The sequence below is a fragment of the Kineococcus anabasis genome (assembly GCF_054590795.1).
Map to the genome: position 1 here is coordinate 42,855 of NZ_BAAIHU010000007.1, position 11,773 is coordinate 54,627.

An 11,773-nucleotide genomic window follows, 5' to 3' on the forward strand; every position below is an offset into this window, starting at 1 on the left:
CGGGCCGGTCCCGGGGACGGGAGGTGCGGCGCGGTGCTGGTGCGGGACCTGCTGGGCGTGCCGGGCCTGCGGCTGCGGCTGCTGGGCGACGCGGCGGGCTCCGCGCGCCCGGTGGTGGGCACGTGCACCGTGGACCTGCCCCGCCCCGGCCGCTACGTCGGACCCGGGCAGCTCGTCCTGACCGGGCTGGTGTGGCGGCGCGGCCCGGCGGACAGCGAGACGTTCGTGGCGGAGGTCGCCGCGGCCGGCGCGAGCGCGCTCGCCGCCGGGGAGGGGCTGCTGGGGCACGTGCCGGACGACGTGATGGCCGCCGCCGGGCGTCACGGCCTGCCGCTGCTCGCCGTCCCCGCGGACGTGCCCTTCGGTCTGGTCGAGGCGCACGTCAGCGGCCGGGCGGAGTCCGAGCGGGTCCGCAGGCTCACCGCGGACCTGGCCCGCCAGCGCCGGCTGCTGCGCGACGTCGCCGAGGGCCGCGCCCTGGCGGACCTGGCGCTGGCGACGTCCAGGGAGCTGCGGCTGCGGATCCGGGTGCTCACGCCCACCGGCCGCGCGGTCGTGCCGGGGGTGTGGCCGCTGCCGGAGGAGACCGTCGACGACGTCGTGCGGGCCGCGCTGTCCGCCCCCGGCCTGCCGCACGTGGTGCGCCTGGCGGCGGGGACGTGGAGCGTCCTGCACGTCGGGGGGCCGGAGCCGCACCGGGCCACCTCCTGGCTGCTCGTCGTGGACGGCGACCACACGGCGTGGGAGCCGGCCACCGCGGACCTGGTGGCCGAGCTGGCCGCGGTGGCCGCGCTGGAGCGCTCGCGGCTGCGGGGTGAGGCGCGCACCGCGCGGGCCCTGGCCGACGAGGCGGTGCGGGCGGTGGAGGACGGCGCGGACCCGGGCACCCTCGGCGGGTGCCTGGCGCGCTGCGGCCTGGACCCGGACGCGGAGCTGGTGGCCGTCGCCGCGGACGTGCTGCCCCGGGAGGAGGGCGGGGCGGTCCCCCTCCCCCCGGGGCTGTGCCGGGACCTGCTCGCCGACGCGGTGACCGGCCTCGGCGCGCCCGCCGCCGGGGCCCCGCCGGTCGTCGGGGTGGGCGGCGCGGGTGGTGCGGTGGCGTTCCTGCCCGCCGCCGGGACGGGCGCGGCGCCGGAGGAGCGGACGGCCGCGCTGCGGCGGGCCCTGGCCCGGGCCGCACCCGCGCTCGGCGGTGCCCGCGTGGCCGTGGGCCTCGGTGTCCCCGCCGCCGCGCCCGGCCTCGCCGACGCGCTGCAGGGCGCCCTGCACGCCCGGCGGGTGGCCGCCGGGTCCGGTGCCGCCGTCGCGGTCGTGCCCGCGGACGGGCTGGTGTCCGTGGACCGGCTGCTGCGGGCGGTTCCCGGGCCGGTCCGCTCGGCGTTCGCGGCGGACGTGCTCGGCCCGCTGCTGGACCCGGGCTCGCCCGCGCAGGTGGAGCTGCTCACGACGCTGCGGGTGTTCGTGGAGTGCTCGGGGTCCTGGGCGCGGGCCGCCGAGCGCCTGCACGTGCACCCCAACACCGTGCGCTACCGCATCGGCCGGGTGGGCGAGCTGCTCGGCCGGGACCTGCGCACCCTGGACGACCTCGTGGACGTCCACGTCGCCCTGCGCGTGCTCTGAGCGTGCCCTGAGCGGCGGCCGTCCCGGCGGGGGCCCGACGGTCCTCCGCCCGCGTCGACCTGCGGGCGCCCGGGTCGTTGCCGACGCGCTCGGATCGGGGAGAAGGCCGACGAGGAGGTCCCGTGGTCCCCCCGGGGACCTGCGGCAGGTGGGGTTTCCGCTCGTGACGCCGCTCGCGCGCCACCACGACCGGCCGGCGACGTGCTCCTGCGCCGGCCCCGGGGTGGTCGTACGGTTCAGCCGACCGTCCGGCGGTCCGCGATCGAGCTCGCGTCGGGGTGGCCGAAGAGGCCGGGCAGCCCGCCGCTGTGCAGCAGCACCGTGCGACGGCCCGCGGTGACCTCACCGGAGGCCACGGCCGCGACCAGCCCCGCCGCGGCCCGACCGGTGTAGACCGGATCCAGGACCACGCCCTCGGTGCGCGCCACGAGGTTCACGGCCTCGCGCACCGCCGGGGTGAGGACGGCGTACCCCGCTCCCACCTCCTGGTGGCGGATCCGCAGCCGACCGGGCCCGGACCGACCCGACCCGCGCGCCAGACCCTCGGCCAGGGCGTGGACGCGGGCCTGCGCGTCGTCGACCGCGCCGGTGTCGACGCCGAGGACCCGTTCCGCTCCCAGGGCGTGGACCAGACCCGCCATGGTCCCGCCGGACCCCACCGCGACGACCACCGTGGCCAGGTCGGGGACCTGCGCCAGCAGTTCCACCCCGGCCTCGGCGTAACCGCGCGCGCCGACGACGCTGGAACCTCCGAACGGGACGACCTCGGCCCGCGTCCCACCGGCCCGCAGCGCCGCCGCCTCCTCCTCCACGCGCGCGGTCAACCCGTCGTGCCCGACATCCCCGGCCCAGACGATGCGGGCACCGAGGAGCCCGTCGAGCAGGAGGTTCCCCTGCGCCTCCTCCGGCGCCTCACCGTCCAGGACGAGGACGGCCTGCAGACCCAGCCGTGCCGCCGCCGCAGCCGTGAGCCGTGCGTGGTTGCTCTGCGGTGCACCGCTGGTGACGACCGCCCGGGCACCGCAGCGCAGCGCCGCCCCCAGGGTGTGCTCCAGCTTGCGGACCTTGTTGCCACCACCGGCGAGCCCGATGAGGTCGTCCCGCTTGATGAGCAGGTCCTCCGCACCGAGCCCCAGCGCGGCCGCCAGCCGGGGAGCCGGTTCCACCGGTGTGGGGTAGGTACCGAGCCGCAGGTGCGTTCCGGCCCCGGTGCTCGGCGGGTGGGTCCCGGAACTCACAGGTGGTCTCCCGAGGAGGTCGTGACGCGGTCACCGCGGTTCCGCGGTCGCGGGCGGCACCCGGTGCGGTGCGCCGGACCCGATGGTGCCGTCAAGCGGAGCTCGCACCGCCTCGACGCGCGGCAGGACCGGCACCGCGTGGAGCTCCGGGCCGTGCCGCCGGTTTCGACACCACCGGTGCCGTCCGGCAGCTGCCCGCCCACCAGCCGGTCGAGGACGTCTGCCACGACGACTTCGCCCCCGACGACGTGGTCTTCGCCGATGGCCGGCTCAGCGGGGTCATCGACCGGGACACCGCCTCTCCCGGCCCACGGGTCCGGGACCTGGCCTCGCCGGCTTCACCCAGGCCCGCGCCGATGCCGGCCGGGGGGCGGTTCACCGGGGCGGCCGGTGTCGCCCCCCTGCACGCCAGGCGGCGACCTCAGTCGAGCCGGGCGCCGGGGAAGAGCCACCCCAGGCTCGGGCGCACGGCGTCGGCGTACTCCCGGCGTCCGCTGGTGCGGGCGAAGGCGAGGTCCTCCAGGGCCGCGCAGCGCGCGAAGAACTCGACGCGGGCCATCGCCTCGGCACCGGGTGGGTGCAGCTCGTAGGAGTCGAGGACCTCGCGCAGGAAGCGGGGGCCGAAGTCGCGGTACAACCGGGCGAAGTCCACGGCGGGATCGGTGAGGGCGGCGTCCGACCAGTCGAGGACACCGCTGAGAGCGCCGCCGTCCTCCAGCAGGTGCTCGGCCCCCAGGTCGGCGTGGGCCAGCACGCGTCGGTCCCCCGGCGGTGGCACGCTCGCACGGACCACGGCGAGGAGCTCCTCCGGCCCGGCCAGCTCGTCGAGCCACTCGCGCGGATCGGCGGGCTCCTCCTCGACGGTGGAGGCGACCACCGACGCGTCGACGGAGTGCAGCTCGGTGAGGAAGGTGCCCAGCTGCCTGGCCGCACCGGCCGGGGGCGTGCGGCCCAGCAGGGCCCGTCCGGGCAGCACCGGGTAGGCCAGCACACCGAGTTCCTCGTCGGAGAAGATCGGAGCGGGGACCGGGAGGGACACGCGGGGACCCAGGAGGGTCAGCAGCTCCCCTTCCCGTCGGGTGTCGTGCCCGCTCGCCACCCGGACGACGACCTCGCCGCAGCGGAAGGCCACGTTGTCCACACCTGATCCGAGCAGGACGACGTCCTGGTGCTGCAGGTGCGGCGCGTGCACCTGGACGGCTCGGACAGCTGCCTGGACGGCGGTGAGCGGCACGCCCAGCACCGTCCCAGTCCGGGCGCCTCCCGTCCACGTCCGGGTGTCGCCCTACCCTCCCCCGGTGACCCTGCGGGCAGCGATCTTCGATCTGGACGGCACGCTCTTCGACCACCCCGCGGCGGCACGGGCGGGTCTGCGCGCCTGGACGGCCTCGCTAGGGGCCGTCGCCACACCGGAGCTGGAGACGGCGTGGTTCGCGGCGGAGGAGGAGCACTTCCGCTCCTGGCGCGAGGGCCGGATCAGCTTCGCCGAGCAGCGGCGCCGGCGCCTGCGCGCCTTCCTGCCCCTGCTCGGCCGGCCCGTCGGCGCTGACGACGACCTCGACGCCCTCTTCGCCGACGGCTTCCTGCGCGCCTACCGGAACGCCTGGTGCGGCTACGGCGACGTCGAAGCCGCCCTGGACGCCGTGCACCACGCGGGTCTGCTGACGGCGGTGCTGACCAACGGCACCCGCGAACAGCAGAACGCCAAGGTCGCCGCCATCGGTCTCACCGGCCGGCTCGGTCCCGTCGTCACCGCCGAGGAGATCGGCGTGGCCAAACCCGCCCCCGCCGCCTTCACCGCCGTGTGCGAGCGGCTCGGCGTCGCCCCGCACGAAGCCCTCTACGTCGGCGACGACCACGAGGTCGACGTCCTCGCGGCCCGCGCAGCCGGCCTGCGCGCGGTCCACCTCGACCGCGAGGACACCGGCCCGCACGACGAACCGCACCGGATCAGCACCCTGCTGGAGCTGGCCCGGCACCTCTCGCCCGGACGGCTGCACGGGGCGACCGCCTGACAGCACGCCGCCGGTCATCGCTCCGGGCACCCCGCGGGCGGCGCTCAGCGCGGGAGCCGCCCGGGCCCCACCCGGTCGAACAGGTCCGCGGCGAGCAGGAAACCCTCCGGGTCCGGCCTGCCCCGGCTCACCGCGTGCCCGTCGACGAGGACACCGGGGACGGGCAGTGCACCCGCGATCAGGCGGGCGTACTCCACCTCGGCGTCCGAGGTGTGCAGCAGCGCCCAGCGCTGCCACACCTGGCGGTAGGCGCCGTGGGAGTCCACGAGCACACCGTCGACGTCGAAGATCACCGCGCGTGCGGGAGGAGGAGGCTCGGGCACGACCACAGGGTGTCCCGCGGACCCGGCGCGTCGGCGACCGCGCAGCACTCACGGCGAGCGTCCGCTCCTGACGCCCTGTGGGCGCACCCACGGGCGGTCGGCTGACGTCCTCGTCCGGTGATGAACGAGCAGTCAGCTGGGCTCAGCGCACTCGGCCTCGACTCCGTCACCTCACCAGACCAGGCGCTGCAGCGACCGGCCGAGTCCACCGACGTCAGCGGACTGGTCCTCGACGACAACTGGGCAGGCGCCGGCTTCTGCTTCCACCCCGGCAGCCGCGACACCGTCCCGTGAACGCACGCCCACGCCGCACGGCGGGCGCGATCATGACCGGCCCGGACGCACCCGCCCGTCGATGTGCGGCTGGCGGTCGGCCGCGTCGTCCGAGCGCTGATCGTGCTCGGGCTGCTCGCTCCTGCTCGGGTGCTGTCACGCGGTGACAGGAAGGTGGCGGAAGGAGCCGTGGCGGTGGCGGGCGTGAGCGAGCGGGCCCCGAACTGGTGTCACCGGTGGAACGAGGCGCACCCCTGGGATCACGACGCGCACCACCACGACCGGCTCCTGCGCCGCCTGCCGGAGCGGGTGGGAGCCGCTCCGGACGTCGGCTGCGGCACCGGTGATCTCGCGCGCCGGCTGGCTCAGCGCAGCAGGCACGTCACCGGGATCGACTCGGACCCGCCGAGCATCCGGACCGCACAGCGCCTGTCCACCGGGACGGGCGAGGTGGAGTTCCTCTGCGGTGAGGCGATGACCGCCGACCTCCCCGGCGGCCACGACGTCATCACGGCCCTGGCGGTGCTGCACCGGCACCTCTTCTGGCGTTGCTCGCTGCTCCACACAGCGCCCTGAGACGCCGGCCACGGACGCAGCAGGATGACCGTCCGCGGGGCCCTCCGTCGTCAGGCGCTGCCGCCGTAGCGGACGGCCCACATCTGCCACCCCGCCGGGAACAGCACCACCGCCGGCGCGACCACCAGCAGCGACAGGCCCGCCGTAGACGGCGTACCCACCACCGCCACCACGACGAGCAGCACCGAGAGCCACATCAACCGGGCACCCCACCGGCCCATCCGCCGCCCCTGCTCGTCCACGACGACCACCTCCTCCCCCGTCAGGTGTAGCGCACGCGCGGGACGGACGTCATGCGTCCGGCTTGCCGCGTCGCCCGACCGGTGGCCCCCGGGATGGCTGAGGCGGTGGCCGGTGAGGCGGTCGGGTACCCGCGGAGGGACCCGGGCGCGCTGAGGCAGCCGAGTGGTGCGCCGGACGCCGGTGCGGCGCAGCGCGAAGGGCGCCGTCTCCCGGGCACCGGCCACCCCCCGGGACCAGCCCGGGGCGCAGCACTCGTCCCTCGTGGCGCGTGCCCGAGCGCTCCGGGACCGGGCGATCCTCCGGAACGGTGCGGGACAGGCCACCTCGACCGATGAGCGCACCGTCGCTGCGGCGGTGCGCCGACCACCTGCCCACCCCGTGCTCCTGCCGGGCCCGGTCCATCGCCCACCGCCCATCGCATCCCGCTCCCCGTCCGCGCCGCTGACCGATGATTTCCGGTACGTGCCCGGGTCCGACCAGGCATGACCGACACGACGAGCACCCCGCCCCGGACGCACACGGTGGGTCAGGGCGAGGACACCATCCACTACGACGTTCGTGGCGACCTCACAGCCGCCACGGCAGAGCGACCGGTTCTGGTCATGGTGGGATCGCCCATGGACGCGACCGGGTTCGGATCGCTCGCTGCCCGCTTCGCCGACCGACCGGTCGTGACCGTCGACCCGCGCGGCGCCGGACGCAACCCGACCGGCACCTCTGCGCTCTCACCTGAACTGCACGGCCACGACCTGCACCGGGTCATCGAGGACCTCGGCACCGGACCGGTCGACATCCTCGCCAGCAGCGGCGCCGCGATCAACGCGCTGGCCCTGGCGGCCGCCCACCCCGACGACATCCGCAGGCTGGTGGCGCACGAACCCCCGATCGCCGATCCCCTCCCCGACCGCGAGGCCCACCTCGCCGTCTGCCGGGACATCAAGGCGACCTACGAGGCGTCGGGCACCGGGCCGGCGATGGCCAGGTTCATCACCTACGTGATGCACCAGGGCCCGACCCCGGACGACTACCTCGACCGCCCGGCTCCCGACCCGGCGCGGTTCGGGCTGCCGACGCACGACGACGGCGACCGCACCGACCCGCTGATGCGCAACATCCCGACGTGTCAGGCCTACCGGCCCGACTACGACGCCCTCGCCGCGCTCGGCGACCGCGTGGTCCTGGCCTACGGCACAGGGTCGGGGGAGGAGAGCCCTGCCCGCGGCGCCCGTGCGGTCGCCGAGCGGATCGGGCGTGCCGCCGTGGAGTTCCCGAGCCATCACGCGGGCTTCCTCGGCGGCGAGTTCGGCCAGCACGGTGACCCCGAGGCCTTCGCCGAGCGGCTGCGCACAGTCCTGGCCTGAGCCGGTGCCGCTCCTGCGGCGCCACCGGCCCGGTGCGCCCGGGGGTGGTCGGCAGCTCCACAGGTCCCTCCGCGCGCAGCGCCGACGAGTCCGGCACGACGAGCCCGGTCGGCGGTGCACCACGTCGGGCGCGTGAAGGTGGAAGTCGCTGCGCATCCCGGGGATTGCTGGTCCCCGGCGCCGGACGGTTCACGGTGTGGCGGCGCGCTGCAGCACGATCAGGGGGGTCACGTAGTGCTCGAGCACCTGTCCGCCGAGTTCCTCGACCGCACGTGCCGCTTCAGCCACCTCGGCCGCGTTCCAGTTGCTGAAGGTGGTGAACAGGTCGCGCACCTGCTCGGTGCTCAGCTCGACCGCCCAGGTGAAGTGCTCGACACGGCTGGTGCGGAAGTGCCCGCTGCACGTCAGGCGGTCCACCCATGCCGCGGTGTCCAGCTCCCCGGGGCCCGGCGGCCGCGGTGGTTCCCGCCTGCGGTCCGTGATCTGCGCGACCCTCTCCCGGAAGGGCGTCGGGGGGACGGAGGGATCGCCGTAGGCCGTCCGCCACACGGCGAAGTGGCCACCGGGCACCAGTGCCCGGTGCACCTTCGGCAGCACGACGTCCAGGTCGAACCAGTGCACCGATGTGGCAGCCACCGCCAGGTCGAACCCGGCAACCGGTAACGGCACACCCTCCGCGGTGCCGATCAGCACCTCCACCTGTGGCCAGCGTCGACGCAGCCGCCCGGCCAGTGCGGCGCCGGGCTCGACGGCCAGGACTTCGGCACCGGCGGTGACCATCGGGCCGGTGGCCTGCCCGGTCCCGGCACCGAGTTCGAGCACCTGGGCGCCTGGTGCCAGCAGGCCCATCCGGCCCAGGCACGACCACAGCTGCGCGGGGTACGGCGGTCTGGCACGTTCGTAGGTCTCGGCGTGGGCCTCGAAGTGCCCCGGATCGAACACCACCACAGCGTAGGCAGTCGGGCGCTCCCGACACCTCCCGCTGCTGCGATGTGACCGCCGCTCACACGACCACCCGGTCACGCCGCGGTCCGTGCGGCCCTCGTCGGCGACGTCGAAACCCACCTGGCGCTGGCCGACCCGGCGCCGGGTGAGGTCAACATCTCCTGTGCCGTCCTCCCCGCCCGGCGCGGTCGCGGCACCGGTCTGCGCTCGGTCAACGACGAACGTCCGCTCACCGCCGCCCCGCGGGCGCGCTCGCAACTGCTGGAGGGATGCGTGATCGTGCGGTGGAGCTGCCTCCGGGCACGTCGAGGTGGCCGGTTCAGCCCGCGATCCGGATCGTCTCGTCCGCCGAGCCGGCACGCAGCAGGGCCGGACCTGGCACGAGGTCCTCGGGGAGGCGCACCGGCCAGGTGGTGCGGGAGGCGTCCTCGGCCCCTTCGGCGTCGGCCGTGCCCAGCGGCCAGGCTCTGCCACCCTGCTCCAGGACCAGTTCGACCTCGCGCATGGGCACCATCGGAGGTGGTCCCTCGCAGCCCGGTCCGTCGCCGGTGTCGTCACAGCCGTCGGCGGAGCCGGGACCGCTCACCCTCACCTCGCTCCCCGGCACCAGCGCCACCGGTGCCGGGGAGGCGCGGCGTGGGGCCGCTCCGGGCACGGGAGGCGGCCGGCGTCGCGTGCTCCCCCGGTCCGCAGTGCCGGTCCTAGTACTCCACCCGGGCCGCGGCCGCGCGCCACGCCTCGAACGGCGCTTCGGCCCCGTCCGTGGGGAGGCGCAGCACGGGCGTGCTCCACGTGGCGGGGTTCCGGCGGAGCATCTCGTGGAACGCGGGGTCGTCGAACCCGCCGCGGGCCGCGTCGTGCCGGTCGGCGGCGTAGACGATGCGGTCCACGCGCGCCCACAGGGCGGCCGTCAGGCACATGGGGCACGGCTCGCAGCTGCTGTGGAGGGTGGCGCCGGCGAGGCTGAACGTCCCGGCGACGGCGCACGCGCGGCGGATGGCGACGACCTCCGCGTGGGCGGTGGGGTCGTTGTCCCGGGCGACGCGGTTCTGCCCGGTGCCGAGCACGACACCGCCGAGGCTGACGACGGCGCCGAAGGGCCCGCCGCCGCGGTCGACGCTGCGCGTGGCCAGGTCGACGGCCCAGGACAGCAGCCTGCCGTCCCGGCCGCCCGCGTCGTCCAGGTCCTGCTCGTCGTCGCCGGGTCGGCGGGGTTGCACGACGATCATGGGCGCTCCTCTCCGCTCGTCCGGTCCTCGCGGACCGGGGCCGGCGCGGCAGCCGGCCGTCCGCACCGGTGCTCCCCGCCCGAGCACCCCCGCATCCGTGCGGGGAGCACCGGTGTCCGACCAGCGTGGGGGCCGGTACGGCACGCGGTGGCCGGTCGTTCCTCCAGAGTCCGGGCGCCTCGGAGGTCAGGTGTTGGTGGATCCACCAAGACCGCCGCGCCGCACCGGGGTGCCGTCATGCGGCGGAAACACCGGCGGCGGGACGCCGAAACCTCGCAGGCGCCTGCGCGGCCGGTCGACGGCGAGGTTCCGGCCGGCGCCGTCCTCCCGAGATGCTCTTGCGAACGACACTTCAGCGATATATCGTCGATGTGTCGAGAGGAGATGCCATGTTCGGCAGGGGAGATCGGCCGCCGCACGGCGGCTGGCACGAGGAGAGCCCGCTGGAGGGCCCTGGAAACGGCGCCGGGGACGGTCCCGGGGAGCGCCCGGGACGCGGCGGCAGGCACGGCGGGGGGCGCGACCGGTGGGGCCACGGCCCGCGCGCGGGTTCCGGCCCCGGCGGCCCCGGGTTCGGGCCGGGTGGTTTCGGACCGGGTGGTTTCGGGCCGGGCGGCCCCGACTTCGGTCCGGGTGACTTCGGTCCCCGCGACTTCGGACCCGGCGGTCCCGGCTTCGGGCCGGGTGGTCCGGGTTTCGGGCCGGGTGGTTTCGGGCCGGGTGGTCCGGGTTTCGGTCCGGGTGGTCCAGGTTTTGGCGGCCGCGGCAGGGCCGGGCGCGGCTGGGGGCGCCGGCGCGGGCGCGGCAACGTGCGCGCCGCCGTCCTCGCCCTGCTCGCGGAGGGGCCCCGGCACGGCTACGCCGTCATGACGGAGCTCGCCGAGCGCAGCGGCGGCACCTGGCGACCCAGCCCCGGCTCCGTCTACCCGGTGCTCCAGCAGCTCCAGGACGAGGGCCTCGTCCAGGGCGCCGAGACGGAGGGCCGGCGGGTGTTCTCCCTGACCGCGGCCGGGGAGGAGCTCGTGCGGGACAACCCCGAGGAGTTCCGCGAGCCGTGGAGCACGGGTGAGGCCGGGCCCTCCGAGGGCGTCACCTCCCTGCTGGAGGGGATCGGCGCACTGGGCCTGGCCACGCGGGAGGTGGCGCACCTCGGCACCGAGGCGCAGGTCGAGCAGGCGCGCAACGTGCTCGACGAGGCCCGCCGCTCGATGTACCGGATCCTCGCCGGGGACGACCCCCACCCCGGCGGGCGCTGACACCCGGCGCCGGGGTGGGTGGCGACCGCCCCCACCCCGGCGGGGCGGCGGGACCTCACCGCGCGGCCGGCCGCGACTCCCCGGCACGGCGCAGCTCCTCCGCACGGCGCAGCTCCTCGGCACGGCACAGCTCCTTCGTGAGGTGCACGAGCTCGACGCCCGGTCGCAGCACCTCCCGGCGCTCCTCGGCGTAGCCGTGACGCCGGTACAGCCGCAGGTTCCCGGCGCTGCGGGCACCGGTGAACAGCGCCGCGCGCCGCGCCGAGGCGGCGCCCGCCTCCTCCACGGCGCTCAGCAGCGCACCGCCGATCCCCCGTCCCTGCAGGTCCGGCGCCACCACGAGCCGCCCGACGTGCAGCACGCCACCATCGAGGCGGCCGCGCACCGATCCGACGATCCTGCTGCCTCGCAACGCCTTCAGGGCGATGCACCCGGCCAGCTCGGCGGCGAGCTCCTGCAGGGTCTGCACCAGCGGGGGCAGCTCCGGGTCGCCGTACAGGCGCGCCTCGCCCACGTACGCCGCCCGCTGGAGGGTGAGGACCTCCCCCGCGTCACCGGCCTCCACCGCCGCGATGCGCACCCACGCGGGCCCCGGCGCCGTGCCGGGCGCGGCGGGGAACTGCTCGGCCGGGGTGGGCACGTGGGCGGTCACGACGGCATCCTCGCCCCTGACGCCGGAACCTGCCGGGGCGGA

General features: G+C 76.3%; 14 protein-coding genes and 1 pseudogene. 7 read left to right on the forward strand and 8 right to left on the reverse strand.

Annotated features, from left to right (window positions below):
* Positions 1-33: 33 nt before the first annotated feature.
* Positions 34-1,620 carry a helix-turn-helix domain-containing protein gene (locus ACYQBY_RS11015; RefSeq protein ID WP_459643906.1) on the forward strand — a complete coding sequence of 529 codons (1,587 nt, stop codon included), beginning with the start codon at positions 34-36 and terminating at the stop codon, positions 1,618-1,620.
* Between the two features lie 236 nt (positions 1,621-1,856).
* On the opposite strand, the gene ACYQBY_RS11020 is transcribed toward ACYQBY_RS11015, so the two are convergent.
* Positions 1,857-2,858, reverse strand: coding sequence for a pyridoxal-phosphate dependent enzyme (locus ACYQBY_RS11020; RefSeq protein ID WP_459643907.1), 1,002 nt, complete (start codon positions 2,856-2,858; stop codon positions 1,857-1,859).
* Between the two features lie 68 nt (positions 2,859-2,926).
* Between ACYQBY_RS11020 and ACYQBY_RS11025 the strand changes: the two are divergent.
* Positions 2,927-3,250: pseudogene (locus tag ACYQBY_RS11025) on the forward strand (phosphotransferase); the annotation flags it as partial.
* Positions 3,251-3,279: 29 nt separating this feature from the next.
* Here the strand turns inward: ACYQBY_RS11025 and ACYQBY_RS11030 are convergent.
* Positions 3,280-4,092: a phosphotransferase gene (locus ACYQBY_RS11030; RefSeq protein ID WP_459643908.1), complete on the reverse strand. Its 813-nt coding sequence runs from the start codon at positions 4,090-4,092 to the stop codon at positions 3,280-3,282.
* A gap of 64 nt (positions 4,093-4,156) precedes the next feature.
* On the opposite strand from ACYQBY_RS11030, the gene ACYQBY_RS11035 reads away from it, so the two are divergent.
* The gene (locus tag ACYQBY_RS11035) at positions 4,157-4,873 is read left to right on the forward strand and encodes an HAD family hydrolase (RefSeq protein WP_459643909.1); all 717 of its coding nucleotides are present in this window, start codon (positions 4,157-4,159) and stop codon (positions 4,871-4,873) included.
* A gap of 44 nt (positions 4,874-4,917) precedes the next feature.
* Here ACYQBY_RS11035 and ACYQBY_RS11040 read toward each other — a convergent pair whose 3' ends face one another.
* The gene (locus ACYQBY_RS11040; RefSeq protein WP_459643910.1) at positions 4,918-5,196 is read right to left on the reverse strand and encodes an HAD family hydrolase; all 279 of its coding nucleotides are present in this window, start codon (positions 5,194-5,196) and stop codon (positions 4,918-4,920) included.
* A gap of 120 nt (positions 5,197-5,316) precedes the next feature.
* Between ACYQBY_RS11040 and ACYQBY_RS11045 the strand changes: the two genes are divergently transcribed.
* Positions 5,317-5,490 (forward strand): hypothetical protein, encoded by a 174-nt coding sequence (locus tag ACYQBY_RS11045; protein ID WP_459643911.1) that lies wholly within the window; start codon positions 5,317-5,319, stop codon positions 5,488-5,490.
* A 183-nt stretch (positions 5,491-5,673) separates the two neighbouring features.
* On the forward strand, positions 5,674-6,045 hold the full coding sequence (locus ACYQBY_RS11050; protein WP_459643912.1) for a class I SAM-dependent methyltransferase: 372 nt from the start codon (positions 5,674-5,676) through the stop codon (positions 6,043-6,045).
* Positions 6,046-6,095: 50 nt separating this feature from the next.
* On the opposite strand, the gene ACYQBY_RS11055 is transcribed toward ACYQBY_RS11050, so the two are convergent.
* A complete protein-coding gene (locus tag ACYQBY_RS11055) occupies positions 6,096-6,287 on the reverse strand; it encodes a hypothetical protein (RefSeq protein ID WP_459643913.1) in 192 nt (63 codons plus the stop codon).
* 522 nt (positions 6,288-6,809) lie between these two features.
* On the opposite strand from ACYQBY_RS11055, the gene ACYQBY_RS11060 reads away from it, so the two are divergent.
* Complete coding sequence (locus ACYQBY_RS11060) at positions 6,810-7,649, forward strand: alpha/beta fold hydrolase (RefSeq protein ID WP_459643914.1); 840 nt, start codon at positions 6,810-6,812, stop codon at positions 7,647-7,649.
* A gap of 189 nt (positions 7,650-7,838) precedes the next feature.
* On the opposite strand, the gene ACYQBY_RS11065 is transcribed toward ACYQBY_RS11060, so the two are convergent.
* The 3 genes from ACYQBY_RS11065 to ACYQBY_RS11075 form a co-directional block, all read right to left on the reverse strand.
* Positions 7,839-8,591, reverse strand: a complete 753-nt coding sequence (locus tag ACYQBY_RS11065; RefSeq protein WP_459643915.1) for a class I SAM-dependent methyltransferase — start codon at positions 8,589-8,591, stop codon at positions 7,839-7,841.
* Positions 8,592-8,913: 322 nt separating this feature from the next.
* Positions 8,914-9,099 carry a hypothetical protein gene (locus tag ACYQBY_RS11070; RefSeq protein WP_459643916.1) on the reverse strand — a complete coding sequence of 62 codons (186 nt, stop codon included), beginning with the start codon at positions 9,097-9,099 and terminating at the stop codon, positions 8,914-8,916.
* A 196-nt stretch (positions 9,100-9,295) separates the two neighbouring features.
* Positions 9,296-9,823 carry a nucleoside deaminase gene (locus ACYQBY_RS11075; RefSeq protein WP_459643917.1) on the reverse strand — a complete coding sequence of 176 codons (528 nt, stop codon included), beginning with the start codon at positions 9,821-9,823 and terminating at the stop codon, positions 9,296-9,298.
* Positions 9,824-10,632: 809 nt separating this feature from the next.
* On the opposite strand from ACYQBY_RS11075, the gene ACYQBY_RS11080 reads away from it, so the two are divergent.
* The gene (locus ACYQBY_RS11080) at positions 10,633-11,079 is read left to right on the forward strand and encodes a PadR family transcriptional regulator (RefSeq protein WP_459643918.1); all 447 of its coding nucleotides are present in this window, start codon (positions 10,633-10,635) and stop codon (positions 11,077-11,079) included.
* A 55-nt stretch (positions 11,080-11,134) separates the two neighbouring features.
* On the opposite strand, the gene ACYQBY_RS11085 is transcribed toward ACYQBY_RS11080, so the two are convergent.
* Positions 11,135-11,731, reverse strand: a complete 597-nt coding sequence (locus tag ACYQBY_RS11085; protein ID WP_459643919.1) for a GNAT family N-acetyltransferase — start codon at positions 11,729-11,731, stop codon at positions 11,135-11,137.
* Positions 11,732-11,773: the final 42 nt, after the last annotated feature.